This is a genomic window from Allokutzneria sp. A3M-2-11 16, from assembly GCF_024213555.1.
Taxonomy (GTDB): Bacteria; Actinomycetota; Actinomycetes; order Mycobacteriales; family Pseudonocardiaceae; genus Allokutzneria.
In genome coordinates, this window is the sequence record NZ_JANAVO010000002.1 from 567559 (window position 1) to 593819 (window position 26261).

Here is a 26261-nt window from a genome sequence, read left to right on the forward strand (position 1 = left end):
GTGCGCCGGAGCCCCCGACCCCCTCGGGGGCTCCGGCCAGGTCAGCAGGACCAGCCCCGCGCGCAGAGGCTCCGCACGACCGAACCGAGCGCCTCCACCGACTTCGGGTCGGCCGTGCGCAGGTCCGGTCGCGGCTCGTTCTCGGGTCTGCGGGCGTACACCACGACCGCGTTGCCGACCCGCGTCGCCGCCCGGAACAGTCCCTGCCCGAGTTCGCCGACGGTGAACGCGCCGGAGAACTTGCTCCGGCTGAAGCCGCCCGCGCCGACCGGGATGTCGACCGCCGGGCCCACCTGACCCGTGCACTCCTCCCCCGCGCGCAGCTCGGCCAGCGCTGTGGCCGCCGTCGCGTCGTCCGGGTAGAGCGCGAGCTGCCAGTGCTCCCGCGTCGTCGAGTAGGAGTCGGCGGCCGGGTAGAAGACGTCGCGCATCTGCACGCGCGCCTGGTCGCTCGGCCGGGGATCGCCCGCCGCGCAGCCGTTGGCGATGTCCCAGGGCCGCATCGCGTTGATGACCTTGCCCTCGTCCTCACGCGGCAGCCGGAACCACGGCGGGATGCGCGTGGGGTTGGCCTTCGCGGTCTTCTCGACGAAGCCGAAGATGTCGTCCTGGACGCCGATCCGCTCTTTCAGGCGTGAGTGGGAGCAGGTCGAGGTGAACACCTTCAGGAGCCCGCCCGGCTCGCACTCCTTCACCCGCCGCCCGTCCCCGCGCTGCACGGCCGTGGCCGAGGAGACCGTGACGAAGGGGTCGCCGACGTCGAAGTCGTGGACCTTGATGTCGGGGAGGAGGAGCAGCTTCACCTCCCAGCGGTACTTGGTGTTCCCGGCCACCGACAACTGCGGCAGCTCGCGCGGCCACGGCGGCAGGGCCTTGATCTGCGGCGAGTCGGCCATCAGCGCCTTGCCGACCGGCTTGCTGGCGATGGCGTCGATCGTGCCGCACAACGAACTCGGCTTCTTCTGGAACTTCTTGCAGAACGCGAGCGCGGCGCGGAACGCCAGGTAGCCCTGTGACCGGAGCATCGCGTGGCCCAAGTGCACGCCCTGCCCCACCGACAGCAGGACGGAACCGCGGAACGGCGTCCCGACCGTGAAGACTCCCGTGACGCTGTCCCTGGCGCTGCCGAGGGCGTACTGCGTCACCAGCCCGCCCATCGAGTGCGCTCCGACGATGACCTGCCTGCCGGATGCCGCCGCGAGGCACTGGATGGCGCGCACCAGCGCGGGCCCGATCCTGGAGTGCGTGACCCACTGGTCGGACACCTCCGAGTAGTCGAAGGTCCACAGGGTCACCGAAGGCAGCTCGCGCAGTCGCTGGTGGAGATCCGCGAGATCGCTTCCGCCCCAATGGTTCCGGCCGCTGAGGATGCCGTGCACGAGCAGCACCGGCCTGCTGCCCGCGAGTGCGGGCTGCGATCCCGGCACCGGCGCGACCTGGTCGCCGCAGGGCTGGTCCGCCGCACCCGCGGCGTGCGCGGGCACCAGCAGCCCGGCCAGCAGGACCAGCGCGAGGAACAGCCGCCTCACAGTTCCTCCTCGAACAGCAGCCGCCACAGGCCGTCCACCCGCTCGAACCCGAGCAGGACCCGGCGGGCGAGCTGCCCCGGCGGCGTCACGGTCGCCGTCGCGCTCGCGAGCGGCGAGGCGTCACCGCTCCACCCGTCCGGGTCAAGCACGATCTTCGTCCCCAGCGGTAGCGGTTCGGTGCGACCGACGAGTTCCAGTGCCTCCGGGCTCACCGCGGACTCGCGTTCGGCGCGATCGGTGGACAGCAGCCGCCGCACGGTCTCGGCCGCCTCCGGTGGCGGTGGCCCGCCCGCGTCGAACTCCTCGGCCGCGGCCGGTCCCGACGGGGTGAGCAGATAGCCTGCGAGACCGCCGAGCAGGGTGGCCAGCACCAGCGCGACGATGACGATCGTCGTGCGGCGTCGGGCGGATGCCATGGTCGACTCCTCGGTCGTGACCTTCCGGTGGTGCCGGGATGGGAACACACTGCGGGCCCGGACGGTGATCATCTGGCTGCTGTCCTGCCGAACGACCACTCCCGTTCAGCGGCCCGAACGCAGGTCAACGCCGTTGCTTCGACGAGGAGAAAGAGCGAGTGAGCGCACCGAAGGCCCCCGGGCTGCCCACGGACCACGCGGAGCTGCGCGAGCGGCTGCTGCGGCTCTACGAGGAGTCGGGCCGCCCGAGCTACAAGGCGATGGACACCGCGGCGCGCACCTACGGCGTCGCGTTGGCCAGGGCGACGCTGTCGGACCTGCGCAACGAGAAGTACCGCGATCGCCGCAACGGCTGGGACGTGGTGAAGGCCGTGGTGGTCGGCTGCCTGCTGTGCCGCGGCGAGACGGACGAGACGGTCTCCGAGGAGCTGGAGCGCTGGCAGGGCTGGTGGCTGCACGTCTCGGTCGAGGCGGGCGAGTTCGTCAACCGCAAGGCCGCCAAGCCCGAACCCGAGTCTGAAACTGAGCCCGAACCCGAACGGAAGCGGAGGTGGCTCGCCAGGCGGTGGCGGGTGCTCGCCGCGTGCACCGCCTGCTTCGCGTTGGGCACGGCCACCGGCGTGGTCGCGGCGACCTGGGAGCAGGGCCCGGACCCCTCGCTGGCGTACGGCCCGTGCGGGGAGTCGCTGGCGCGGTCCGGCAAGCACGGCAGCACGGTGCTGCTCGCGGACACCGGCCCGCACGGCAAGCCGGTGATGGACCGGTTGATCGAGCTGCGCGTCCAGGTGCACCCCGAACACGGCTGGATCGCGTGGGCGCGCCTGGAGAAGTCGGCCAGCGACGTGGACCGGGTGTGGCTGGACTGGAGCTACTTCCGCTCGCCGAACGACCAGTCGGGCTGGCGGCAGTGCGGTGCCCAGCCGATCAGCCAGGGTCGCGAGACCCCGGCGATGCTGATCCGGGACGCCGGGGGCCGGGAGCGCTGGTTCCGTGCCTGCGGCCAGGCGCCGTACTGGGACCGGGCGCCGGATCACTCGGGCACCTTCTGCACCAGCTGGACGCGGCCGAGGACCTAGCTTGAGCTAGCCGCGTTCGCCGTACCGAACCGCGCGGGCGTTCGGCCGGGCGACGCCGAACCGGGTTCCGGTGGCGGGGCGGCTGTGCTGCGCTGCCGATCATGAGACGCGCCACCGCCCTGATCGGGCTGTTCCTGTTCGCGGTCCTGGCGCTGTCCGGGTGCACCCGCTACCGCGCGACCGCGGTGCTCGGCGTCGACGACACCGTCAGCGGATCGGTGATCGTCGCCTATTCGCCGGAGGGGCTCGGCATGGCCCAGGGGTCCGGGCGCGACGTTGTCGCGGAGCTCAAGGAGTTCCTGGAGCGCAACGCCACGAAGGTGAGCAGGGGCAGCGCGACCGTGCGCCCCTACACCGCCGACGGTCACAAGGGCTACGAGACCGTCTTCAGCGGAGTGTCCACATCGGACTTCCTCTCGCTGCTGCGCTACGAGGAGGGCGGGCAGGGGGTCGACTTCTCGCTGACCAGGACGCCGGAGGGCTACGCGTTCTCCGCGAAGGAACAGCCGGACAAGCCGGGACAGATCAGGATCCCGGCGGAGGCGGTGGCCTCGGTGGAGATCGCCTTCTCGATCACCTTCCCCGGGCCGGTGCTGCGCGCCAACGGCGAGGTGTCCGGCTCCACCGTGACCTGGCGGCCGAAGCTGCGGCAGTCGATGACGCTGGAGGCCGTCGGCGCCGCGACGGCTCCGCCCGCGCCCTCGGTCGCCGATCCGCCCGGCAGCACGCCGGACGACACCTCGGCACCGGAGAGCGGCGGTCTGCCGATCGGCATCATCATCGGAGCGCTGTGCGGGCTGCTCATCGCCGCGGCGGCCGTGGTGCTCATCCTGCGACGATTCCGGAACTAGGTCGAAAAGCACGGCCGCGTAGACGATTGATCGGATGTCTGCCCGGGTGGAGCATTGACGCGTCCCGCGCTCCGCTTCTAGCTTCGAACCTCACAGAGGGCCAGCTGCCTGCCGCAACAGCGCGCCCACCGGATACGAGGTGGAGCAGACGTGGGCAACCAGAGATGGGATGTATCGCGGCGCGGAGTGCTGGCGGGCTCGGCGGGAGTGATCGCGGCGAGCGCCCTGAGCGGTGTCGCCGGGACCGCCGCGGCGGCGGAGGCGCGGGGGCCGGACTGGGCGCGGTTCCTGCGCGAACAGGACCTCGTGTGGCGGAAGCTGCCCACGAAGTGGTGGCAGGGGCCGTTCCTGGGGGACGGGCGGCTCGGCTCGATGATCTACCAGGAGCCCGGCCGCAACGCGATCCGGTTCACCACGCAGCACAGCGAGGTGCAGGACTACCGGCCGCGGTTCAACAGCGGCTGGGGCGTGTGCCGCCTGCCGGTCGGCCACCTCACCCTGGAGCCGGTCGGCACGATCACCGGCGTGGACTGGCGGCTGGACCTGCACAACGCCGAACTGGTGGGCACCGTGCGCACGGACAAGGGATCGCTGGCGTTGCGCGCCTACATCCACACCGAGCGCTCCGTGCTGGTCGCCGTCGTCACGCCCTCCGGAGGTGAGCGCGTCCGCTGGGTTTTCCACCCGGAGAAGGCGATCAGCCCCAAGCACACCAAGGAGGACCCGCCCGCCGGGTACGTGGAGAACCCGCCGCCCACCACGAAGACCACCGGTGGGACGAACCTTGTCCTCCAAGGGCTCGTCGCCGGCGGGCAGACCGCGACCGCGTATCGCGTTGCCGGACAGACCCTGTACCTGTCCGTTGCGCACACCCACCCGGGCACCGGTGCGGAGGCGAAGGCCCTCTCCGCGGTGAACCGGGCGAGCGCGCTGCCCGAGCACCAGCTGTTCGCGACGCACCGCGCGTGGTGGAACGCCTACTACCGCAAGAGTTTCGTCTCGATCCCCGACCAACGGCTGCAGAGCTTCCACTGGGCGCAGCTCTACAAGATCGCCTCCGGCACGCGCGCCGACGCGCCGGTGATGGCGACCTGCGGGCCGTGGCTCGAGGACACCGGCTGGCCCGCGACGTGGTGGAACCTCAACGTGCAGCTGGAGTACTGGTTGATCAACGGCTCCAACCACCTGGAGCTGGACGCGATCACCACGACGCTGGACGTGAACCGGCAGCACCTGATCGACAACGTCCGCGCCGAGTACCGCAAGGACTCCGCGGGGGTCGGCCGCAGCACCGACCGCCGCACGGTCAAGGGCAGCGCGGTGGCACGGCCCGGCGACGGCGGGGGCAGCCCGGAGACCGGGAACCTCACGTGGGCGCTGCACAACGTGTGGCTGAGCTACCGGCACTCGATGGACGACCGCGTGCTGCGCGACACGCTCTTTCCCTTGCTGCGCAGGGCGATCAACTACTACCTGCACTTCCTCAAGCCCGGCGCGGACGGCAGGCTGCACCTCGCGGAGACGCATTCGCCGGAGTACGGCAACGCGCCGGACTGCAACTACGACCTCGCGCTGGTCCGCTGGGGCTGCGAGACCTTGCTCGACGCCGACAAACGGCTCGGCACAAGGGATCCGCTGACGTCGAAGTGGCGCCAGGTGCTGCGCGACCTCACGCCGTACCCGGTGGACGACACCGGCTTCATGATCGGCGCGGGGGTGCCGTACGCGAAGTCGCACCGGCACTACTCGCACCTGCTGATGGTGTACCCACTGCACCTGGTGACGCCCGAAACCGCGGAGAACCGCGCGCTGATCGAGAGGTCCATCAAGCACTGGCACAGCCTGACCGGCGCGCACCGTGGTTACAGCTACACCGGGGCCGCGTCGATGCTCGCGCTGCTCGGCGACGGCGACCGCGCGTTGGATTACCTGCTGAAGTTCTTCGATACCAGCACCAGATTCCCGGTCACCGAGAACACGATGTACCGCGAAGGCAGCCCTGTGGTGGAAACGCCGCTCTCGGCTTCACAGTCCATTTTGGACATGTTGTGCCAGAGCTGGGGTGGCGTGATCCGCGTCTTCCCCGCGATCCCCGAGGCGTGGCAGGACGTCGCGGTGGAGAACTTCCTTACCCAGGGCGCTTTTCTGGTCAGCGCGGTTCGCAAGCAGGGGCACACCCACTGGGTCGGCGTCCGCAGCCAGGCCGGACAGCGTTGCCACGTACGGCACGGCATCGGCGGCGAGATCGCGGTGAGCACCCCGGCGGGTGCGCCGATGAGCTGGCGCCAGGTCTCCCCCGGGGTCGTCGAGATCGACCTCGCGCGCGGGGCGACCGCGATCGTGCACCCGAAGGGCCCGCTGCCGGACCTGCGGATCGAGCCGGTGCGGGTCTCCGTGCCCGGCAAGCCGTGGGGCCTGCCCGACTGAGACTCCCGCCGCCGCGGTCATCCCTAGTCGAGGAGAAAACCTTGCGCAGCACAGCAATGGCGGCCGCACTCACCGTTGCCGCCGGTCTCCTGGTCACCCCGCAGGCCATCGCATGGGAGAACGGCCTGGCCCGGACTCCCCTGATGGGCTTCAACAACTGGAACACCACGCACTGCCGGGCCGAGCTCACCGAGAAGATGATCAAGGACACGGCGGACCTCTTCGTCTCGCGAGGGCTGAAGGACGCCGGGTACCGCTACGTCAACATCGACGACTGCTAGGCCGAGCCCACGCGCGACGCCAACGGCAAGCTCGGCTTCCCCGGAGCGCTCGGGCACGAGGACTCCGACGCACAGCAGTTCGCGGACTGGGGCGTGGACTACCTGAAGTACGACAACTGCAACAACCAGGGCGTGGACGCGAAACAGCGCTACACGAAGATGCGCGAGGCGATCAAGAAGACCAGGCGGCCGATGGTCTACTCGATCTGCGAGTGGGGCCAGAACAAGCCGTGGGACTGGGCGCAGGACGTCGGCAACGCCTGGCGCACCACCGGCGACATCAACGACACCTGGGCGAAGATGGTGTCGATCTTCAAGAAGAACCTGCCGCTGGCCGCGCACGCCAAGCCCGGCGCGTGGAACGACCCGGACATGCTGGAGGTCGGCAACGGCGGGATGACGCCGACCGAGTACCGCTCGCACTTCAGCCTCTGGGCGATCATGGCCGCGCCGCTGCTGATCGGCTCGGACCTGCGCAAGGTGAGCGCGGAGAACTTCCAGACCCTGCTCAACACCGACGTCATCGCGGTCAACCAGGACCGCAAAGGCGTGCAGGGCAAGCAGATCAAGGCTTCCGGGGGCCTGTACGTGATCGCGAAACCGTTGGCGGACGGGGATGTCGCGGTGGCGCTGTTCAACGAGAACGCCGACGCGCGCAGGATCAGCACCACGGCGGCGGAGATCGGGCTCAGTGGCGCGGCGCGCTACCGGTTGCGGGACCTGTGGTCCAAGCGCACCACGACGAGCACGGGGGCGATCAGCGCCGACGTCCCCGGGCACGCCACGGTGGTCCTGCGAGTGCGAAAGGGCTGATGAAACCTGTATGTAACCTTTTGTCCAGGAGCTGGGAATCCTTGACACTGCAAAAGGTCAAGTCCTAGCGTCATTACCGTGCAGCGAGGAGTGCGTCTGGTCACGCGGGGTCCCATCGACCTCGTCCGCGTGGCGTCTTCCCTCTGTCGCTGATCCCGCACAGTCGCCCGTCCACCCTCGCCAGACACCAGACGACACGTGGGACCGAATCCATGACGCTGACCGCAGGCCGCCAGAACGCCATCGCGGAGCCAGATCCCCAGTCCGAGCTCGCCGAGCTGCTGCGCACCGGGCCGTTCCCCGCGGCGCTGCGCGCGGCGATCCAGGCGAGCGGGCTGAGCCTGGACCGGGTGCAGTACCGCTTGCGCGCCAAGGGGGCCTCGGTCAGCGTCGCGACGCTGAGCAACTGGCAGTCCGGCCGCCGCCAGCCCGAGGGCGACGCGTCCTTCGCCGTGCTCGCCAACCTGGAGAGCGTGCTCGGGCTGCCGTCGTCCGCCCTGCGCGCGCTGGTCGGCCCGCCCCGCCCGCGCGGCCGGTACGCGCCGAACACGCTCAGCGCGCCCGCCATGGAGGCGATGTGGACGGCCAAGGACCGGCTGACCGCCCTTCTGTCCACAGTGGACACCAGCTCGGACGCGCTGCTCACCCGGCTCAGCCAGCACGACCTGGTCGAGGTGGACTCCTCCGGCGCCCAGCGCCGCGTCCGGGTGCGCCAGGTGCTGCGCGCCGACGCCGACGGGGTGGACCGCTGGGTGGTCGTCTACTCGCCGGGCCATCCCCGGGGCGCCGCCGCCGAACTGGTGCCGCTGCGGCACTGCGCGCTCGGCCGCGGTTCCGTCGACGACACCGGGCTGATGGTGGCCGAACTGCTCTTCGAGGCCCCGCTCGCCCGGGGTGAGACGATCATGATGGAGTACGACCTGGTCAACCCGCCGGGCATGGCGGGCCGCAGCGGTGACGTGTTCACCCGCAAGTTCCGCAGGCCGGTCCGCGATTACCTGATCGAGGTCCAGTTCGCCCCGGCCGCCCCGCCCCGCCGCTGCACCCAGATCAGCGCGCCGCTGGACCAGCCGACGCAGTTCCGCCGCCGGGCGCTCACCGTCAGCCCCGCGGGCGCCGCGCACGCGGTGGCACTCGACTTCGGCCCCGGCACCTTCGGCATCCAGTGGGACCTGTAGGGCTCAGCGGCGCGAGCTGGCGATCTTCACCCACATGACCGCGAGGGCGATCGCCGCCAGTTCCGCGATCACCAGGCCGAATCCCGGGCCCGGACCGGGCACCTTGTTCGACTTGCCGGTCTGCTGCGTCCAGATCGAGAGCATGCCGAGCACCGCCGCCGCGCAGCCGCCCACCGCGCACACCCAGGCCAGCGCCCAGTTGCGCAGCGCCAGGGTCAGCCCCGAGCCGATCACGCCGACTCCGAGCAGGAAGGCGGCGAACAGCACCGGCAGCAGGCCGACCTTGGCCCCGCCGAAGAGCACCTGCCAGCCCACCGCGTCGCCCACCCACGGCAGCACCGAGGTCACGAGCACCACCAGCACCGCGACCGCGATCCGCACCGCGCGCATACCGGGGTCGATCCGACCGGCCACGCGGCGCTCGACCTGGCGCAGCTCCTCGCGGAACTCCTCGAACCCGTTGTCCCGCTCGCTCACCGGACCGCGCACCCGGACTCCGCGGGCGCGGGCGGCGGGGTGCCGAAGCCGGGCAGCCCGAGGCTGACGCCGGAGGTCTCCGGGCGGACCCCGGCCTCCCAGTGGTCGCCCGCCCTGGTGCGCCGGTGCGTCAGCAGGTCACCGTCGGCGTTGAGGTGGTGCGGGGCGCCGTAGGTCACCACGGTCTCCACGATGTCGCCCGGCCGGATCTCCCGGTCCACCGCCGATCCGGTCGGGGTGAAGTGCACCAGCCTGCCGTCCCTGGCGCGGCCGCTCATCCTGCGGGTCTCGGTGTCCTTGCGGCCCTCGCCCTCGGAGACCAGGACCTCCAGCCTGCGGCCGACGAGCTCCTTGTTCTGCTCCCAGGACACCGCCTCCTGGACCTCGATCAGGCGCATGTAGCGCTCCTGCACGACGTCCTTGGGCAGCTGCTCGGCCATCTCCGCGGCGGGCGTTCCCGGCCGCTTGGAGTACTGGAAGGTGAAGGCGCTGGAGAACCGGGACGCGCGCACCACGTCCAGGGTGGCCTGGAAGTCCTCCTCGGTCTCCCCGGGGAAGCCGACGATGATGTCGGTGGTGATCGCCGCGTCCGGCATGGCCGCGCGCACCTTGTCGATGATCGAGAGGTAGCGCTCGCTGCGGTAGGAGCGGCGCATCGCCTTGAGCACGCGGTCCGAACCGGACTGCAGCGGCATGTGCAGCTGGTGGCAGACGTTCGGCGTCTCGGCCATCGCCGCGATCACGTCGTCGGTGAAGTCCTTGGGGTGCGGGGAGGTGAAGCGCACCCGCTCCAGGCCCTCGATCCCGCCGCAGGCGCGCAGGAGCTTGCCGAAGGCGAAGCGGTCGCCGAACTCCACGCCGTAGGAGTTGACGTTCTGCCCGAGCAGCGTCACCTCCAGCACGCCCTCGGCGACCAGGGCCTCGACCTCGGCCAGGATCTCGCCGGGACGGCGGTCCTTCTCCTTGCCGCGCAAGGAGGGGACGATGCAGAAGGTGCAGGTGTTGTTGCAGCCCACCGAGATCGACACCCAGCCGGAGTGCGCGGAGTCGCGGCGCGCGGGCAGCGCGGAGGGGAAGACCTCCAGCGACTCCAGGATCTCCACCTCGGCCCTGGCGTTGTGCCGGGCGCGGTCCAGCAGCGCGGGCAGCGAGCCGATGTTGTGCGTGCCGAAGACCACGTCGACCCAGGGCGCTCGCTTGACGATCTCGCCGCGGTCCTTCTGCGCCAGACAGCCGCCGACCGCGATCTGCATGTCCGGGTGCTCCGACTTGACCGGGCGCAGGTGGCCCAGGTTCCCGTAGAGGCGGTTGTCCGCGTTCTCCCGCACCGCGCAGGTGTTGAACACCACCACGTCGGCCACGTCCTCGTCACCGGCCCGGACGTACCCGGCGTCCTCCAGCAGCCCCGACAGGCGCTCGGAGTCGTGCACGTTCATCTGGCAGCCGTACGTGCGGATCGCGTAGGTGCGTGGGTCCTGCAGCGTGCTCACTTCGTCACCATATCCCCTGGTCAGCGGCAATCCCCAGCTCGGGCCACGAGGGGGTGCCCTCCGGCCATGGTAGGCACCGCCGCCGCACCGGCCCGCACCAGGCGGTCAGCGCCGTACAAGACGGTGAGCGTGTCCAGGCGATTCGCCCGCTGCCACCACCGCACCCGGGCGCCACCGCGTTTCACCGAAGTCGTGATTGATCTGGAATTGATGTTCCGCTCCGGACTGGCACCATGTGCGAGTGCTTCGGAGGAGAACGCTCACGGCCCTCGTCCTCGTCGCGGCGAGCGTGCTCGTCGGCTGCCAGGCGGGTTTCGGCGACCTGCGGCTGAAGGTGGCGGCGGGCTCCCGCGGCGGCGTCTACTACGGGCTGAGCAACACGCTGGCCACGGTCTGGGGCCGCCACCTGGCGATCAGACCGCCGGAGGTGCTGGCCACCGAGGGCTCGGTGGACAACCTGAAGATGCTGCGCGAGGGGCGTGCGCAGGTCGGCTTCTCCCAGGGCGACACCGCCTCCGACGAGTTCGCGCGCGAGGCGACCAACCCGACGCTCGCGGGCAACGGGCTGCGCGCGCTGACCCGGATGCACGACGACTACCTGCAGCTCGTGGTGCGCGCGGACTCGCCCGTGCGCAAGGTCTCCGACCTGCGCGGCAAGCGGGTCTCGATCGGCGCGATGAACTCCGGCGTCCAGGTCATCGCGCAGCGCGTGCTGGACGCGGCGAAGGTGCGCGTGGAGAAGGACCTCGTCGCGGTGCAGTACGGCGTCGCCGACTCCGCGACGGCACTGCGCGAGGGCCGGATCGACGCGTTCTTCTGGTCCGGTGGCCTGCCGACGGACGCGGTGACCGCGCTGTCGAAGGCGGTCAAACTGCGCATGATCGATCTCTCGGACGTGCTGCCGGACCTGCGCAAGCGCTACCCCGGCTACGGCGCGGCCAGCCTGCCCGCGTCCACCTACGACCTCGCGTCCGGGCCGGTGGTCACCCTGGTGGTGCGCAACTTCCTGGTGGTGACCGCCTCGATGCCCGACGACATCGCCGAGGCGCTGACCCGCAGCGTCTACGCCTCGCTGCCGGACCTCGTGGGCGCGAACTCGGCGGCCCGCACCATCGACGTCCGCGGAGCGGTGGAGACCGAGCCGCTGCCGCTGCACCCCGGCGCGATCAACTACTACCGCACGGTGAAGCTCTAGCCCCCGGGTTCGCCGGTCTTCAAGTACCGCGAACCCCCGCCACAGCGGTCGCAAACCGCCCCCAACCCTGGCGCGGCCGCGAGGTATGCCGTGGTTAGCGATCGCCGGAGCCGGGGTGGGGCGTACTTGAAGACCGTCAAACCACCGCGGTGATATTCGGGGCGGCTAACGGATCGAGCGCTCCGGCGGGGCGAGCGGCATGGTCACCACGACCTTGAGGCCGCCGCCCTTGGGCAGCTCCAGCCGGACGTTGCCGTCCACCCGCGCGACGATCCGGGTCACGATCGCCAGTCCGAGCCCGGAGCCGGGCACGTTCTGGTGGCTCGGGCTGCGCCAGAACCGGTCGGTGGCCCGCTCCAGCTCCTTCGGGCGCAGGCCGGGGCCCTCGTCGCGGACGCTGACCTCGACCCGGTTGTCGACCCGCCGCGCGCCCACCTCGACCACCGTGCCGTCGGAGGTGAACTTCAGCGCGTTGTCCAGCAGCGCGTCCAGGATGCCCTCCAGGCCGCGCGGGGTGAGCATCGCCACGAGGTCGGTCTCGCCGGTCTGCACCAGCTCGACGTGGCGCGAGTCGGCGACGGCGCTCCACGCCTGCAACCGCTCGATGATGATGTCGTCCACGTCGATCGGCACCGGGTCCAGCGAGCTCGCCTCGGCCCGCGCCATCACCAGCAGCTCGTCCAGCAGCCGGTTCAGCCGGTCGGTCTCCTCGATGGCGGCCTCGTGGTGCACCTCCGCCTCGGCGTCGACGTGGCCCTCCAGGTTGCCCAGCCGCAGCCGCAGCGCGGTGAGCGGGTTGCGCAGCTGGTGCGAGGCGTCGGCGACGAAGGCCCGCTGCGCGGCCAGCACGTCACCGACCGCGGCGGCCATCTGCTCGAAGGAGCGGGTCAGCATCCGCAGCTCGGGCGGGCCGCCGTTGCCACCCACCGGCTCGACGGGGCGGCCCATGACCAGCGCGGTCACCATCTTCCCGGTGGCCTCGTCCAGCCGCTGCACGGGTTTGAGGATCCAGCGCACCACCGGCAGCGCGAACAGGATGCCCGCGCCCAGCGCCAGCAGGCTGCCCAGCAGCAGCGCGCCCCACCAGACCACCACCCGCCCGCGCGCCGACGCCGTCGGCGAGATGATCAGCGCGGCGCCGCGCACCTCGCCGTCGGCCAGCACCGGTGCCGCCAGGACCAGTGGTTCCTCGTGCCACGGCAGCATCAGGTCACCGGGCTCGGAGTGCCGCCCGGCCAGCGCCAGCGAGACCCGGTCGATCACCTTCCGGTCGGTCAGCTCCAGGCCCGGCCGCGAGCGCGCGACCACGGTGCCGTCCCGGTCGGTGATGGCCACCGCGATCCGGTAGACCTCGTCGTAGCGGCGCAGCTCGCGCTCGATCACCGAGGGCTGGTCGTCGATGATCGGCCGCTGGGCCAGCGAGGCGAACCGGGTGACGTCGGTCAGCCGGTCCAGGAACAGCCGCTGCTGCTCGGCGCCCGCGACGGTGGCGGCGAGCGGCACACCCAGCCCGGCGAGCACCAGCACCAGCAGGGACAGCACCGTCGTCAGCAACCGGGAACGCACCCGACCACCCTTCCAGCGGCACCCACTGCCGCGAAACCCTTACCGGAAACCCGAAGCCCGGTGCACGTACACCGGATCGGAATGAAGATCCACTCGATCGGGTTACCCCGCCGGGGTCGCCGCGGCCAGCCGGTAGCCCACCCCGCGCACGGTCTCGATCAGGTCCGGGCGGCCGAGCTTGGTGCGCAGCGTGGCCACGTGCACGTCCAGCGTGCGGTTCACCCCCGACCAGGTGCGTCCCCACACCTCGGAGATGATCCGCTCCCGCGTGCACACCGACCCGCGCGCGGCGACGAGCAGTGCCAGCATCTGGAACTCCTTGCGGGACAACGCGATCGGCTCCCCCGCTACCCGCACCTCGTGCCGGTTCAGGTGCACCTCGACATCGCCGATCTTGACGACGTCGTCGGTGCCCGCGTGGCCGCGGCGGCGGCGCACCGCCTGCACCCTGGCCATCAGCTCGCCCACGTCGTAGGGCTTGACCAGGTAGTCGTCCGCGCCCGCGTGCAGCCCCAGGATCCGGTCGTCGACCTCTCCGCGCGCGGAGACGACGATGATCGCCACATCGCTGGCGGCCCTGATGGCCCGGCACAGCGCGACACCGTCCACATCGGGCAGTCCGAGGTCCAGTAAAACCACGTCCACATCGGACAGGCTCTCCAGGACTCCCTTTCCACCCGGAAGACGGGACACCGTCATTCCGCGCCTGGTGAGGGCCGGTTCCAGCGCCTCGGCGACGCGGTCGTCGTCCTCGACGAGCAGTACCCTCACGGGTGGTACCTCCCTTGAGCCGGTGCGACTCATCCGTGACAGAGTTGAGACCCTAAGTCTTGCTCAACCGATCTGGACTCGTGTGGTCGCCCACACCTAGGTTTCCGCCAACTGAATCACCCTTGTCGACGAGGAGCGCCGATGACCGCAGCTGCCCCCACCCCGCCGATGATCCGGATGGCGGGAGTGGACAAGTTCTTCGGGCCGCTGCACGTGCTCAAGGGCATCAACATCGAAGTGCCCAAGGGTCAGGTGGTGGTGGTACTCGGTCCGTCCGGCTCTGGCAAGTCCACGCTGTGCCGGACCATCAACCGACTCGAACCGATCGACACCGGTGACATCGAGGTCGACGGCGACCGGCTGCCCGAGGAGGGCAAGGCGCTGGCCGCCCTGCGCGCCGACGTGGGCATGGTCTTCCAGCAGTTCAACCTCTTCGCCCACAAGACCATCATCGAGAACGTGATGCTCGCGCCGATGAAGGTCCGCGGGATGAAGGAGCCGGAGGCGCGCAAGCTCGCCCAGCAGCTGCTCGACCGCGTCGGCATCGCCAACCAGGCCGACAAGTACCCCGCCCAGCTCTCCGGCGGCCAGCAGCAGCGGGTGGCCATCGCCCGCGCGCTGGCGATGAAGCCGAAGGTGATGCTCTTCGACGAGCCCACCTCCGCGCTGGACCCGGAGATGGTCAACGAGGTGCTCGACGTGATGACCACCCTGGCCAAGGAGGGCATGACCATGCTCGTGGTCACCCACGAGATGGGCTTCGCCCGCAAGGCCGCCGACCGCGTGGTGTTCATGGCCGACGGCGAGATCGTCGAGGACAGCACGCCGGAGGAGTTCTTCACCGCCCCCAGCTCGGACCGCGCCAAGGACTTTCTCGGCAAGATCCTGCCGCACTGACCATTGAAGTGACCCGTGGAGGACGCGGGCGGCGTCCGAGAGAGTCAGCCAAGTCGAAAGAAGGAACCAGATGCGTTTCAGCAAGGGACTGCGGATCGGCGCGGCGGCCGCCGCGCTCGCCGTGCTGGCGGCCTGTGGGGGCGGCAGCGGTGGTGGATCCGGCCTGGAGGCGCGGGCCAAGAGCGGCAAGCTCGTCGTCGGCATCAAGTTCGACCAGCCCGGCATGGGCCTGAAGACGCCGACCGGCTACACCGGCTTCGACGTCGACGTGGCGAAGTACATCGCCAAGGAGCTCGGCCTCGACGAGTCGAAGATCGAGTGGAAGGAAGCGCCCTCCGCGCAGCGGGAGAACCTGCTGGAGAAGGGGGACGTGGACATGGTCACGGCCACCTACTCCATCACCGAGGACCGCAAGAAGAAGGTCCTCTTCGCGGGCCCGTACCTGACCCCCGGGCAGGACCTGCTGGTGCGCGCCAACGACACCAGCATCAACAGCCCGGAGAACCTCAACGGCAAGAAGCTGTGCTCGGTCAAGGGCTCCACCTCGGCGGCCAAGGTCAACGAGAAGTTCGGCACCCAGGCCGGGCTGCAGGAGTACGGCGGCTACTCGGAGTGCCTGACCGGCCTGGAGAGCGGTGCCATCGACGCCATCTCCACCGATGACTCCATCCTGGCCGGCTACGCCGCGGCCAACCCCGGCAAGTTCAGGCTGATCGGCAAGCCCTTCACCAAGGAGCTGATCGGCGTCGGCCTCGCCAAGAGTGACACCAAGGGCCGGGACGCGGTGAACAAGGCGCTGGAGAAGATGATGACCTCCGGTGCCTGGAAGGCCGCGCTGGAGAAGAACCTCGACAAGTCGGGTTACAAGATCCCCGAGCCGCCGCAGATCACCGAGAAGTGACGCGGTAGAGGATCGAGTCGCGGCGCGCCGGAGGACCACGTCCGGCGCGCCGCCCCCGTTGCGGACCGCAGACCTGTTGAAACACGGCTAGGAGAACTCACACCGTGGACCTGTTGAGCAAGTACGACGTGCTCGGCGCGTTCTGGGTCACCGTGCAACTCACCTTCTACTCGGCGGTGGGCGCACTGATCTGGGGCACGATCCTGGCCGGTATGCGGGTCAGCCCCGTACCGCTGATGCGCGGCATCGGCACCGTGTACGTGAACGTGGTGCGCAACACCCCGCTCACCCTGATCATCATGGGCACGTCCCTCGGTCTGTACTCGACGCTCGGCGTGGTGCTCACGACCAAGTCCGACAAGGACCTGCTGTTCCTGCCCAGCAACAACTTCTGGCTGGCCGTGCTCGGCTTCGTCGCCTACACCGGCACCTTCGTCTGCGAGTCGCTGCGCTCGGGCATCAACACGGTCCCGGTCGGCCAGGCCGAGGCGGCGCGGGCGCTGGGCCTGAAGTTCACCCAGACCCTGGGCATCATCGTGCTGCCGCAGGCGTTCCGCGCGGTGATCGCGCCGCTGGCCAGCGTGTTGATCGCGCTGACCAAGAACACCACCGTGGCCAGCGCCATCGGGGTGGCCGAGGCCGCCGTGCTGATGTCGAAGATGATCGAGTTCGACTCGCAGTACCTGTTCCTGATCTTCGGGATCATCGCGCTCGGCTTCGTGATCCTGACCCTGCCCACCGGCCTCTTCCTCGGCGCGGTGGCCAAGAAGGTGGCGGTGAAGCGGTGAGCGCGCCCTCGGTCCTCTACGACGCCCCCGGCCCGAAGGCCAAGACCCGCAACGTCCTCTACACGGTGCTTTTCGGCCTGGTGCTGGCCGCCGTCGCCTGGTTCACCATCTCCGGACTGGCGGAGAAGGGCCAGCTCGAAGGCGCGAAGTGGTCTCCGTTCCTGCTCGGCAGCACGTGGACGGAGTACCTGCTCCCGGGTCTGCTCAACACCCTGATCGCGGCCGGGCTGTCGATCGTGATCGCCCTGCCGATCGGCTTCGTCCTCGGCATCGCCCGGCTCTCCGAGCACAGGTGGATCAGCATGCCTGCCGGCGCGCTGGTGGAGTTCTTCCGCTCGCTGCCCGTGCTGATCCTGATGATCTTCGCCAACGAGCTGTTCGCCCGGTTCATGGACGTGGACCGCGATGTCCGGCCGCTGGCGGCCGTGGTCACCGGCCTGGTGCTCTACAACGCCTCGGTGCTCGCCGAGGTGGTCCGGGCGGGCATCCTGTCCCTGCCCAAGGGCCAGAGCGAGGCCTCGATGGCGCTGGGCCTGCGCAAGGGCCAGACGATGCGGATCATCCTGCTGCCGCAGGCGATCACCGCGATGCTGCCCGCGATCGTCAGCCAGCTCGTGGTCATCCTCAAGGACAGCGCGCTCGGCGGTGCGCTCGTCGGGTACGCGGAACTGTTCGCCCAGTACCGCTACATCTCCAACAACTACCAGAACCTGATCCCGACGATGATCGTCATCGCGGTCGTCTACATCGTGATCAACACGCTGCTGACCACCTTCGCCTCCTGGCTGGAGAAGCGGATGTCCCGCAGGGGCCGTCCGACGGTCGGCGGCGGCCTGGTCGAGGAGCAGGCGCCGGGCATGGAGTTCACCGGTCTGCGGACCGGCGACAACTTGTAGCGCGCTCTCCTCTAGGGTGCTCTGGACCCAGTACGACCCGCGAGGGGGAGAAATGCCCATGCACCGTCGGTCCGCATTCGTCGCGGCGGTCGTGATGGGGGTTCTCCCCCTCGCGGCGTGTGGTGGCGGCTCTGAGGAGACTCCGGCGCCCACCGAGGCCCCGCGGACCTCGGTCACCGACGACGGCTCCGGCTCGCCGACGATCGACAAGATCCGGCAGAACGGGCGCCTGCTCATGGGCACCACCGACAGCCTGCCCGGGGTGTCGCTGCAGGACCAGGGCAACGGCAAGTACTCCGGCTTCGACACGAAGCTGGCGACCGCCATCGCCAAGGAGATCGGCCTCAAGGACCCGGACCCGGTGCGCTACCGCTCCGCGAGCCCGGAGACCCGGTTCAACTCGCTGCGCAGCGGCGACGTGGACCTGGTGGTCGGCGGGATCAAGACCAACCAGCCGCAGCCGCAGATCTCCTTCGTCGGCCCCTACCTGAAGGTGGCGCAGGACCTGCTGGTCCGCTCCGACAGCGGCATCAGCACGGCCGCCCAGCTGGCCGACAAGCAGGTGTGCGTGGTCGCGGGGTCGGGCGCGGCGCAGAAGCTGAAGGCCGCGCGGGTGACCCAGAACGTGGTCGAGGAGAACCTGGGCAGCCGCTGCGTCGAGTCCCTCCAGGCGGGCCGGGTCGCGGCGTTCTCCGCCGACGACGCGGTGCTGCGCGGGTACTCGGAGCAGGCCAAGGGCGCGCTGAAGGTGCTCGGCGTGAAGCTCACCGACGAGGGCTACTACATCGGCATCCCGGCCCGCGACAAGGAGCTGCGCCGCCAGCTGGAGGCGATGCTGAAGAAGTCCTTCCAGGACGGCTCCTGGGCGCGGATGTACGGCGAGGTCTACGGCACCGCCGAACCCGCGCCCACTCCCCCCGTCCTGAGCCCGGCCCCCGTCACCACGACGCCCTCCACCTCCGTCACCACCACCGCGCCCCCGCGCTAATCCACCTCCGCCAGGTGGTCGGGGCGTCTTCAAGTACCACGAACCCCACCTGAAACGGTCGCTAACAGCAGCTAACCCCCGTCCGCAGAGACGGGGGTTAGCTGCTGTTAGCGACGGCTGGGGCGGGGGTTGGGGGTACTTGAAGACCGGCCAACCCCCCGGCGTCACTGCTTCCTGATGCGGCGGAACAGGTGCTGCATCGGGTCGTAGCGGCGGTCGGCCACCCGCTCCTTCAAGGGGATCAGCGCGTTGTCGGTGATCTGGATGTGCTCCGGGCAGACGTCCGTGCAGCACTTGGTGATGTTGCAGAAACCGAGCCCGTGATCGGCCTGTGCGGTCTCCACGCGGTCCTCGGTGTCCAGCGGGTGCATCTCCAGCTCCGAGATGCGCATGAGGAACCTGGGGCCGGAGAACGACTCCTTGTTCTCGTCGTGGTCGCGGACCACGTGGCAGGTGTTCTGGCACAGGAAGCACTCGATGCACTTCCGGAACTCCTGCGAGCGCTCCACGTCGACCTGCTGCATGCGGTACTCGCCCGGCTTCAGCCCCTCCGGCGGTTTGAAGGACGGGACCTCGCGCGCCTTGACGTAGTTGTAGGACACGTCGGTCACCAGGTCGCGGATCACCGGGAACGTCCGAAGTGGAGTGACGGTGATCGTCTCGTCCTCGGTGAAGGTGGACATCCGGGTCATGCACAGCAGGCGCGGGCGGCCGTTGATCTCCGCCGAGCACGAGCCGCACTTGCCCGCCTTGCAGTTCCACCGCACCGCGAGGTCCGGGGCCTGGGTGGCCTGGAGCCGGTGGATGATGTCGAGTACGACCTCGCCCTCGTTGACCTCCACCACGAAGTCGGCGAGCTCGCCGCCCTCGTCGTCGCCGCGCCAGATGCGGAAGTTCGCCTTGTAGCTCATGGAAGCTCCCCGTGTCCGGCCAGTTCGGAGTCGGTGTAGTACTTCTGCAGCTCCTCGCGCTCGAACAGGTCGAGCAGGTCCGAGCGCATCTCCGGCTGCGGCAGGCTGGTCACCGCGATCCCGTCTCCGTCGGCCTCGCAGCGGAGCACCTGCTTGCGCCACAACGGGTCCATCCCCGGGTAGTCGTCGCGGGTGTGCCCGCCCCGGCTCTCCGTGCGCAGCAGGGCGGCCCTGGCGACGCACTCGCTGACCAGGATCATGTTGCGCAGGTCGATCGCCAGGTGCCAGCCGGGGTTGAACTGCCGGTGCCCCTCCACCGCCGCGTTGCGCGCGCGGATCTTGAGCTGCTCCAGGTTCTCCAGCGCCTGCTCGATCTCGCCGCCCTTGCGGATGATGCCGACGAGGTCGTTCATCGACTGCTGGAGCTCGGTGTGCACCGTGTACGGGTTCTCCACCTCGCCGCCCTCGGCCGCGTTGAACGGCGCCTGCGCCCACTGCGCCGCACTGTCCACATCGGACTGGCTGATCGCCGGGCGGGCGCTCAGACCGTCCACGTAGGACGCCGCGCCGAGCCCGGCCCTGCGGCCGAACACCAGCAGGTCCGACAGCGAGTTGCCGCCGAGCCGGTTCGACCCGTGCATGCCGCCCGCCACCTCGCCGGCGGCGAACAGGCCGGGCACCCTGGACTGCGCCGTGTCCGGCTCGACCTCCACCCCGCCCATGACGTAGTGGCAGGTGGGGCCGACCTCCATCGGCTCGGCGGTGATGTCGACGTCGGCCAGCTCCTTGAACTGGTGGTGCATCGACGGCAGCCTGCGGCGGATCTCCTCGGCGGGCAGACGCGTTGACACGTCGAGGAAAACGCCGCCGTGCGGGGTTCCGCGCCCCGCCTTCACCTCGGAGTTGATCGCACGCGCGACCTCGTCGCGGGGCAGCAGCTCCGGCGGCCTGCGGTTGCTGTCCGGGTCGGTGTACCAGCGGTCCGCCTCGGCCTCGTTGTCGGCGTACTTGTCCTTGAAGACCTCGGGGATGTAGTCGAACATGAACCGGCGGCCCTCGGAGTTGCGCAGCACACCGCCGTCCCCGCGCACCGACTCGGTGACCAGGATGCCCTTCACGCTGGGCGGCCAGACCATCCCGGTGGGGTGGAACTGGATGAACTCCATGTTGATCAGGCTGGCGCCCGCGCGCAGTGCGAGCGCGTGCCCGTCGCCGGTGTACTCCCAGGAGTTCGAGGTCACCTTGAAGGACTTGCCGACTCCGCCCGTCGCCAGCACCACGGCGGGCGCCTCGAAGAGCACGAAGCGGCCCGTCTCGCGCCAGTAGCCGAACGCGCCCGCGATCGCCCCGTCGTCCTTGAGCAGCTCGGTGACCGTGCACTCGGCGAAGACCCGGATGCGCGCCTCGTAGTCGCCGGAGTCGCGGAAGTCCTGCTGCTGCAAGGAGACGATCTGCTGCTGGAGGCTGCGGATCAGCTCCAGACCGGTGCGGTCGCCGACGTGCGCGAGCCGCGGGTACTCGTGACCGCCGAAGTTGCGCTGGCTGATCCGGCCGTCCTTGGTGCGGTCGAACAGCGCGCCGTAGGTCTCCAGTTCCCAGACGCGGTCGGGGGCCTCGCGCGCGTGCAGCTCGGCCATCCGCCAGTTGTTGAGGAACTTCCCGCCGCGCATGGTGTCGCGGAAGTGGACCTGCCAGTTGTCCCGGGAGTTCACGTTGCCCATCGCCGCGGCGATACCGCCCTCGGCCATCACGGTGTGCGCCTTGCCGAACAGCGACTTGCACACGATCGCGACGCGCTTGCCCTGTTCCCGCGCCTCGATCGCCGCGCGCAGGCCGGCCCCGCCGGCACCGATCACCACGACGTCGTAGGCGTGGCGCTCGATCTCACTCATAGAAGCAAAACCCTCGCTTTTTAGTTGAACAGCCGCAGGTCCGTGAGCACGCCGCTGGCCACCAGCGCCACGTAGAGGTCGGTCAGCCCGACGGAGATCAACGAGGCCCAGGCGAGCTGCATGTGCTTGCCGTTGAGCTTGGAGACCAGCGTCCAGAGCCGGTACCGGACCGGGTGGCGGGAGAAGTGGGTCAGCTTGCCGCCGACGATGTGCCTGCAGGAATGACAGGACAGCGTGTACGCCCAGATCAGCGCCACGTTGACCAGCATGATCAGTGTGCCGAGGCCGATGCCGACGCCACCGTCGGCGCCCTTGAAGGCGATCACCGCGTCGTAGGTGAGCACGCTCGCGACGGGGATCGCCGCGTAGAAGAAGTACCGGTGCAGGTTCTGCATCACCAGCGGGAAGCGCCGCTCACCGGTGTACTTCGAGTGCGGCTCGGCCACCGCGCACGCGGGCGGCGACAGCCAGAACGAGCGGTAGTAGGCCTTGCGGTAGTAGTAGCAGGTGAACCGGAAGCCGAGCACGAACGGCAGCACGAACAGCGGTGGCGTGATCAGCCAGCCCAGGTCCGGGAACCACCTGCCGAAGTGCGCGGAGCCCTCGACGCAGACCTCCGAGAGGCACGGCGAGTAGAACGGCGCCAGGTAGTTGTACTGCGGTACCCAGTAATGCGCGTTGGCGAAGGTGCGGACCAGGCCGTAGACGACGAACGCCGTCAGGCCCGCAGCGGTCAACAACGGCGACAGCCACCACCGGTCGGTGCGAAGCGTGCGCGCCTCGATGCGCGCCCGGCCGGTGGGGCCGGTTGAAGCGGTCATAGTGTCCTCGGTCTACGCGGTCGGGACACCAGTCCTACGGACGGCAGGACCCGACCGCGGACCGAACGCTCATCTGCCGTGCGGGCGATAACCTCCGACGCCTTCGTCGTCCGCGCCGTCCCACAGCTGCGGGTCGTACGGCGTGTCCGGGACGACGACCATCTCGGCCTGCCGAGGCATGGGGGCGAGGCGCCCGCCAGCCAGCTCGGCGGCGTCGATCTCCAGCCGCTCGATGTCGTTCGCGATGCGTCGCACAGCAGGGGTGTCGCCGTACCGCCCGCGGAGAGCGGACATCGTCTGGCGCAGCTCGTCGATGGAGCGTTGCAGGGCAGTCAGTTCCGTGTTCGGCATGCCGAACACCTCCGTCGGCGCATCGTGGTGGTGGGCAGACTTTGCACCTACCCACCCCCGAGTGACAAGGGACACACGTCGCGAACCCCCGTTGATCGCAACGGTGACAAGGATCACCCTCAAGGCGATTTGTCGTCGCGTCAAGAGAGTGACCTGCGGCACAGCGTTTTCGCAACCGGGATGTCAACCTTCTGGATCGTTTTTGTGGTTACCCACGTGTAACCCGTAGTGTGTGAGGTCTATCGCACCCGAGTGGCGCCATCGTCGTCGTCCAATCGGCCCGGAACCCCCCTTTCGAGTCCGTAGACAACGACGAGGAGACGTGATGAACGCGCCCTTGAACCCGGCGATCGCCGCGGTGACCGAGCGCATCGCAGCCCGCAGCCAGCGCACCCGCTCCGGCTACCTGCGCAAGATCGCCGCCGCCGCTTCCGAGGGCCCCGCCCGGGGCGCGCTGGGCTGTAGCAACTTCGCCCACGGCTTCGCGGGCTGCGTCGGCGAGGACAAGCAGGCACTGCGCGAGCTGCGCGGCGCCAACGTCGCGATCGTCTCGTCCTACAACGACATGCTCTCCGCGCACCAGCCGCTCGCGGAGTACCCGGACCTGCTGAAGGACGCGATCCGCGCCGCGGGCGGTGTCGCCCAGTTCGCCGGTGGTGTGCCCGCGATGTGCGACGGCATCACCCAGGGCCGCGCGGGCATGGAGATGTCCCTGTTCAGCCGCGAGGTCGTGGCGATGGCGACCGGGGTGGCGCTGGCGCACGACATGTTCGACGCCGCGCTGCTGCTGGGCGTCTGCGACAAGATCGTGCCCGGCCTGATGATCGCGGCGCTGTCCTTCGGCCACCTGCCGACCATGCTCGTCCCGGCCGGGCCGATGGCCTCCGGCCTGTCCAACCCGGAGAAGAGCCGCGTCCGCCAGCTCTTCGCCGAGGGCCGCGCCGACCGCAAGAACCTGCTCGACGCCGAGGCCGCCTCGTACCACTCGCCGGGCACCTGCACGTTCTACGGGACGGCGAACTCCAACCAGCTGGTCATGGAGGTCATGGGCATGCACCTGCCCGGCTCCTCCTTCGTCGCGCCGAACACGCCGCTGCGCCGCGCGCTCACCGAGCACGCCGGGCGCCGTGTGCTGGAGATGACCCGTGGCGGCGACGAGTTCACACCGGTCGGTGAACTGGTCGACGAGCGCGTTGTCGTCAACGGCGTGGTGTCGCTGCTGGCCACGGGCGGTTCGACCAACCACACGATGCACTTGGTCGCCATCGCGGCGGCGGCGGGCATCCAGCTCACGTGGGACGACTTCTCCGACCTGTCGGCGGTGGTCCCGCTGCTGACCCGCGTGTACCCCAACGGTTCCGCGGACATCAACCACTTCCACAACGCGGGCGGGGTGCCGTTCCTGGTGGCCCAGCTGCTCGACGGCGGACTGGTGCACCGCGACGTGAACACGGTCGCGGGCTTCGGCCTGGACCGCTACCGGCAGCAGCCGGAGCTGGTCGACGGCGAGCTGCGGTGGGTCGACGCGCCCGCGGTGAGCGGTGACGAGTCCGTGCTTCGCCCGCACACCAAGCCTTTCGCCGCGGACGGCGGGCTGCGCGTGCTGCACGGCAACCTGGGCAACGCGGTGATCAAGGTGTCGGCGGTGAAGCCGGAGCACCGGATCGTGCTCGCACCGGCCCGCGTGTTCACCGACCAGGCTCAGTTCAGCGCCGCGTTCCGGGCGGGCGAGTTCACCGGCGACATGGTCGTGGTGATGCGCAACCAGGGCCCGAAGGCCAACGGCATGCCGGAGCTGCACGGGCTCACGCCGTCGCTGGGTGTGTTGCAGGACAAGGGTTTCAAGGTCGCTCTCGTCACCGACGGGCGGATGTCCGGGGCGTCGGGGAAGATCCCGGCGGCCATCCAGGTCACCCCGGAGGCGGCCGTGGGCGGGTTGCTGGCCAAGGTGCGCGACGGCGACATGATCCGGCTGGACGCCGAGAACGGCGCGCTGGAGGTGCTGGTCGGCGACGCCGAGCTGGCCGCGCGGGAGATCGTCGACGGCCCGCCGAGCGACGACGAGTGGATCGGCACCGGGCGTGAGCTGTTCACCGCGCTACGTCGCGCGGTCGGCCCGGCCGACCAGGGCGCAATCGCGTTCGGCACGATGAACCAGGACGAGACGCGAGTGGAGGTTCCTCGGTGAGCACTGCGCACGAGCTGCTTGAAATCTCCCCGGTAGTGCCGGTGGTGGTGATCGACGACGAAGCGCACGCGGTGCCGCTGGCGCAGGCGTTGCTGCGCGGCGGAATCGGCGTCATCGAGGTCACCCTGCGCACCCCCGCGGCTCTGCGCGCGATCGAGCGGATCGCCGAGGAGGTCCCGGACATCGTGCTCGGCGCGGGCACCGTGACCGCCCCGGAACACGCCGCCAAGTCCGCCGCCGCGGGCGCACGGTTCCTGGTCACCCCCGGCACCACGGACACGCTGCTCGCGGCGGTCAAGGACACCGGGCTGCCGTTCCTGCCCGGCGCGGCCACGGTCTCCGAGGCGATGCGCCTTGCCGAGCAGGGCGTGGAGGCGCTGAAGTTCTTCCCCGCCGAGCCCAGTGGCGGCGTGGACTTCCTGAAGGGCCTCGGCGGCCCGCTTCCGCACCTGAGGTTCTGCCCGACCGGCGGCATCACCCCGCAGAGCGCGCCGAAGTACCTGGCGCTGCCGAACGTGGGCTGCGTCGGCGGTTCCTGGCTGACGCCGAAGTCCGCCGTCGCCGCGGGTGACTGGGGCGCGGTCGAGGCCCTGGCGCGGGAAGCCGCCGCGCTTCGCTGACGCGTCGCGACCGGGCGGTGGGCACCGCCCGGTCGGCCCTCAGGCGGGCTGAATCAGTTGCAGCGCCTCAGGAATCGAGTCCGCGACCGGGACTCCGGTGGCCTCCAGCGCGGCCCGCCCCATCACTCCGGTGGTGACCAGCACGCAGCGCGCGCCGACCTGCTGAGCGGCGAACGCGTCATCCACGACGTCGCCGATGAGCACCACGTCGGCCGGGTCGAGTTGCTGCGCCTGGAGGTGGTGCGCGAGGTGGTCGGCCTTGGAGTCGCCGCCCACCTCCGTGCGCAGACCGTCCACGCGCTGGAAGAGATCGACCAGCCCCATCTCGGTGATCAGCGGGACGAGGCGGTCATGGAACCACATCGACAGCAGCGACTGGGAACGCCCGGCGTCGCGCCACGCGTGCAGCAGCTCGGGAACTCCCGCCGCGAGCCCGCACGTGTGCAGCAGCAGCTCGTAGCGATCGTGGTAGAGCCGGTCGATGCGAGCCCAGTCTTCGGTGCTGAGCGAACGGTCGAGGACGCGCTCGTAGCACTGGAGCAGCGGACGGCTGAACAGCCCGCGCCACTCGTCCAGGGTGAGCGCTTGGCGACCGAACCCTGTGCAGACGTCGTTCACCGCGGCCAGCACCGCGTTGTTGTCATCGAGCAGCGTCCCGTTCCAGTCCCACACGATGTGCTTGGCGCTGAGCGCCATCCCAAGGCTCGTCACCGGACCGAGCCTAGGCAAGTCGCGGCCGCTGGCCCAACGTGATTCCGCTGTCAGCGGGTGAGGGTGCGGAAGGCCAGCTGACGACCGTGCCCGACCGCCCCGGCCTCCGCGACGGTGATCTCGGTAGGGCTGTCGCCGGGATCGCGGGAGCCGAAGACGGTGGGAATGCCTGCGTTGGCGAAGGCTCGGCCGATGAAGCCGGTGCCGATCACTGCGGTGGTCATGCA

Annotated in this window: 25 protein-coding genes and 1 pseudogene; 14 read left to right on the plus strand and 12 right to left on the minus strand. The window is 69.9% G+C overall.

The window, feature by feature from the left end:
- Positions 1 to 41: 41 nt before the first annotated feature.
- Positions 42 to 1529: an esterase/lipase family protein gene (locus tag NLX83_RS20770; RefSeq protein ID WP_254236742.1), complete on the minus strand. Its 1488-nt coding sequence runs from the start codon at positions 1527 to 1529 to the stop codon at positions 42 to 44.
- Entirely contained in the window at positions 1526 to 1945 is a 420-nt protein-coding gene (locus NLX83_RS20775) for a hypothetical protein (RefSeq protein ID WP_254236743.1), read from the minus strand. Before NLX83_RS20775 ends, NLX83_RS20770 begins: the two co-directional genes overlap by 4 nt.
- 158 nt (positions 1946 to 2103) lie before the next feature.
- Between NLX83_RS20775 and NLX83_RS20780 the strand changes: the two genes are divergently transcribed.
- From NLX83_RS20780 to NLX83_RS20805, 6 genes and pseudogenes are all read left to right on the plus strand, one after another.
- Positions 2104 to 3021 carry a hypothetical protein gene (locus NLX83_RS20780; protein WP_254236744.1) on the plus strand — a complete coding sequence of 306 codons (918 nt, stop codon included), beginning with the start codon at positions 2104 to 2106 and terminating at the stop codon, positions 3019 to 3021.
- Positions 3022 to 3122: 101 nt separating this feature from the next.
- Positions 3123 to 3872: an LppM family (lipo)protein gene (locus NLX83_RS20785; RefSeq protein WP_254236745.1), complete on the plus strand. Its 750-nt coding sequence runs from the start codon at positions 3123 to 3125 to the stop codon at positions 3870 to 3872.
- A gap of 150 nt (positions 3873 to 4022) precedes the next feature.
- Positions 4023 to 6299 (plus strand): glycosyl hydrolase family 95 catalytic domain-containing protein, encoded by a 2277-nt coding sequence (locus tag NLX83_RS20790; RefSeq protein ID WP_254236746.1) that lies wholly within the window; start codon positions 4023 to 4025, stop codon positions 6297 to 6299.
- A 143-nt stretch (positions 6300 to 6442) separates the two neighbouring features.
- Positions 6443 to 7108, plus strand: a pseudogene (locus tag NLX83_RS20795) (glycoside hydrolase family 27 protein); the annotation flags it as partial.
- Positions 7109 to 7168: 60 nt separating this feature from the next.
- Positions 7169 to 7393 carry a hypothetical protein gene (locus NLX83_RS20800; protein ID WP_308209348.1) on the plus strand — a complete coding sequence of 75 codons (225 nt, stop codon included), beginning with the start codon at positions 7169 to 7171 and terminating at the stop codon, positions 7391 to 7393.
- Positions 7394 to 7605: 212 nt separating this feature from the next.
- The gene (locus tag NLX83_RS20805; RefSeq protein ID WP_254236747.1) at positions 7606 to 8571 is read left to right on the plus strand and encodes a helix-turn-helix domain-containing protein; all 966 of its coding nucleotides are present in this window, start codon (positions 7606 to 7608) and stop codon (positions 8569 to 8571) included.
- A gap of 3 nt (positions 8572 to 8574) precedes the next feature.
- Here NLX83_RS20805 and NLX83_RS20810 read toward each other — a convergent pair whose 3' ends face one another.
- Positions 8575 to 9060, minus strand: a complete 486-nt coding sequence (locus NLX83_RS20810) for an Rv2732c family membrane protein (RefSeq protein ID WP_254236748.1) — start codon at positions 9058 to 9060, stop codon at positions 8575 to 8577.
- Positions 9045 to 10529: a tRNA (N6-isopentenyl adenosine(37)-C2)-methylthiotransferase MiaB gene (gene miaB, locus NLX83_RS20815; RefSeq protein ID WP_256564194.1), complete on the minus strand. Its 1485-nt coding sequence runs from the start codon at positions 10527 to 10529 to the stop codon at positions 9045 to 9047. Before miaB ends, NLX83_RS20810 begins: the two co-directional genes overlap by 16 nt.
- Positions 10530 to 10779: 250 nt before the next feature.
- On the opposite strand from miaB, the gene NLX83_RS20820 reads away from it, so the two are divergent.
- Positions 10780 to 11733: a TAXI family TRAP transporter solute-binding subunit gene (locus NLX83_RS20820; RefSeq protein ID WP_254236749.1), complete on the plus strand. Its 954-nt coding sequence runs from the start codon at positions 10780 to 10782 to the stop codon at positions 11731 to 11733.
- A gap of 165 nt (positions 11734 to 11898) precedes the next feature.
- Here NLX83_RS20820 and NLX83_RS20825 read toward each other — a convergent pair whose 3' ends face one another.
- Both NLX83_RS20825 and NLX83_RS20830 read right to left on the minus strand, forming a co-directional pair.
- Positions 11899 to 13299, minus strand: coding sequence for a sensor histidine kinase (locus NLX83_RS20825; RefSeq protein WP_254236750.1), 1401 nt, complete (start codon positions 13297 to 13299; stop codon positions 11899 to 11901).
- 102 nt (positions 13300 to 13401) lie between these two features.
- Positions 13402 to 14070: a response regulator transcription factor gene (locus NLX83_RS20830; RefSeq protein ID WP_254236751.1), complete on the minus strand. Its 669-nt coding sequence runs from the start codon at positions 14068 to 14070 to the stop codon at positions 13402 to 13404.
- A gap of 168 nt (positions 14071 to 14238) precedes the next feature.
- Between NLX83_RS20830 and NLX83_RS20835 the strand changes: the two genes are divergently transcribed.
- The 5 genes from NLX83_RS20835 to NLX83_RS20855 all read left to right on the plus strand — a co-directional run bounded on the left by NLX83_RS20835 (position 14239) and on the right by NLX83_RS20855 (position 18540).
- Entirely contained in the window at positions 14239 to 14967 is a 729-nt protein-coding gene (locus tag NLX83_RS20835) for an amino acid ABC transporter ATP-binding protein (protein WP_254236957.1), read from the plus strand.
- 70 nt (positions 14968 to 15037) lie between these two features.
- The gene (locus tag NLX83_RS20840) at positions 15038 to 15868 is read left to right on the plus strand and encodes a glutamate ABC transporter substrate-binding protein (RefSeq protein ID WP_254236752.1); all 831 of its coding nucleotides are present in this window, start codon (positions 15038 to 15040) and stop codon (positions 15866 to 15868) included.
- 104 nt (positions 15869 to 15972) lie between these two features.
- A complete protein-coding gene (locus tag NLX83_RS20845; RefSeq protein WP_254236753.1) occupies positions 15973 to 16656 on the plus strand; it encodes an amino acid ABC transporter permease in 684 nt (227 codons plus the stop codon).
- Entirely contained in the window at positions 16653 to 17552 is a 900-nt protein-coding gene (locus tag NLX83_RS20850; RefSeq protein WP_254236754.1) for an amino acid ABC transporter permease, read from the plus strand. The genes NLX83_RS20845 and NLX83_RS20850 overlap by 4 nt, the downstream gene beginning before the upstream one ends.
- Before the next feature lie 58 nt (positions 17553 to 17610).
- Complete coding sequence (locus NLX83_RS20855; RefSeq protein ID WP_254236755.1) at positions 17611 to 18540, plus strand: transporter substrate-binding domain-containing protein; 930 nt, start codon at positions 17611 to 17613, stop codon at positions 18538 to 18540.
- A gap of 164 nt (positions 18541 to 18704) precedes the next feature.
- Here NLX83_RS20855 and NLX83_RS20860 read toward each other — a convergent pair whose 3' ends face one another.
- The 4 genes from NLX83_RS20860 to NLX83_RS20875 form a co-directional block, all read right to left on the minus strand.
- Positions 18705 to 19451 (minus strand): succinate dehydrogenase/fumarate reductase iron-sulfur subunit, encoded by a 747-nt coding sequence (locus tag NLX83_RS20860; RefSeq protein WP_254236756.1) that lies wholly within the window; start codon positions 19449 to 19451, stop codon positions 18705 to 18707.
- Positions 19448 to 21343: a fumarate reductase/succinate dehydrogenase flavoprotein subunit gene (locus NLX83_RS20865; protein ID WP_254236757.1), complete on the minus strand. Its 1896-nt coding sequence runs from the start codon at positions 21341 to 21343 to the stop codon at positions 19448 to 19450. Before NLX83_RS20865 ends, NLX83_RS20860 begins: the two co-directional genes overlap by 4 nt.
- Positions 21344 to 21363: 20 nt before the next feature.
- Complete coding sequence (locus NLX83_RS20870) at positions 21364 to 22164, minus strand: hypothetical protein (RefSeq protein WP_254236758.1); 801 nt, start codon at positions 22162 to 22164, stop codon at positions 21364 to 21366.
- A gap of 69 nt (positions 22165 to 22233) precedes the next feature.
- Positions 22234 to 22515, minus strand: coding sequence for a hypothetical protein (locus NLX83_RS20875; RefSeq protein ID WP_030428633.1), 282 nt, complete (start codon positions 22513 to 22515; stop codon positions 22234 to 22236).
- Positions 22516 to 22840: 325 nt separating this feature from the next.
- Between NLX83_RS20875 and edd the strand changes: the two genes are divergently transcribed.
- Both edd and eda read left to right on the plus strand, forming a co-directional pair.
- Positions 22841 to 24703, plus strand: a complete 1863-nt coding sequence (gene edd / locus NLX83_RS20880; protein WP_254236759.1) for a phosphogluconate dehydratase — start codon at positions 22841 to 22843, stop codon at positions 24701 to 24703.
- Complete coding sequence (gene eda, locus NLX83_RS20885) at positions 24700 to 25323, plus strand: bifunctional 4-hydroxy-2-oxoglutarate aldolase/2-dehydro-3-deoxy-phosphogluconate aldolase (protein WP_254236760.1); 624 nt, start codon at positions 24700 to 24702, stop codon at positions 25321 to 25323. The genes edd and eda overlap by 4 nt, the downstream gene beginning before the upstream one ends.
- Positions 25324 to 25362: 39 nt before the next feature.
- Here the strand turns inward: eda and NLX83_RS20890 are convergent, their stop codons facing one another.
- Both NLX83_RS20890 and NLX83_RS20895 read right to left on the minus strand, forming a co-directional pair.
- Complete coding sequence (locus NLX83_RS20890; protein WP_254236761.1) at positions 25363 to 26034, minus strand: HAD family hydrolase; 672 nt, start codon at positions 26032 to 26034, stop codon at positions 25363 to 25365.
- 50 nt (positions 26035 to 26084) lie between these two features.
- Complete coding sequence (locus NLX83_RS20895; protein WP_254236762.1) at positions 26085 to 26258, minus strand: hypothetical protein; 174 nt, start codon at positions 26256 to 26258, stop codon at positions 26085 to 26087.
- Positions 26259 to 26261 lie beyond the last annotated feature (3 nt).

Coding starts and splice junctions, on each gene's coding strand:
- NLX83_RS20775 (WP_254236743.1), bottom strand. CDS start 1,945: ATGGCATCCGCCCGACGCCGCACGACGATCGTCATCGTCGCGCTGGTG.
- NLX83_RS20785 (WP_254236745.1), top strand. CDS start 3,123: ATGAGACGCGCCACCGCCCTGATCGGGCTGTTCCTGTTCGCGGTCCTG.
- NLX83_RS20805 (WP_254236747.1), top strand. CDS start 7,606: ATGACGCTGACCGCAGGCCGCCAGAACGCCATCGCGGAGCCAGATCCC.
- NLX83_RS20835 (WP_254236957.1), top strand. CDS start 14,239: ATGATCCGGATGGCGGGAGTGGACAAGTTCTTCGGGCCGCTGCACGTG.
- NLX83_RS20840 (WP_254236752.1), top strand. CDS start 15,038: ATGCGTTTCAGCAAGGGACTGCGGATCGGCGCGGCGGCCGCCGCGCTC.
- NLX83_RS20855 (WP_254236755.1), top strand. CDS start 17,611: ATGCACCGTCGGTCCGCATTCGTCGCGGCGGTCGTGATGGGGGTTCTC.
- NLX83_RS20860 (WP_254236756.1), bottom strand. CDS start 19,451: ATGAGCTACAAGGCGAACTTCCGCATCTGGCGCGGCGACGACGAGGGC.
- NLX83_RS20865 (WP_254236757.1), bottom strand. CDS start 21,343: ATGAGTGAGATCGAGCGCCACGCCTACGACGTCGTGGTGATCGGTGCC.
- NLX83_RS20870 (WP_254236758.1), bottom strand. CDS start 22,164: ATGACCGCTTCAACCGGCCCCACCGGCCGGGCGCGCATCGAGGCGCGC.
- NLX83_RS20875 (WP_030428633.1), bottom strand. CDS start 22,515: ATGCCGAACACGGAACTGACTGCCCTGCAACGCTCCATCGACGAGCTG.
- edd (WP_254236759.1), top strand. CDS start 22,841: ATGAACGCGCCCTTGAACCCGGCGATCGCCGCGGTGACCGAGCGCATC.
- NLX83_RS20895 (WP_254236762.1), bottom strand. CDS start 26,258: ATGACCACCGCAGTGATCGGCACCGGCTTCATCGGCCGAGCCTTCGCC.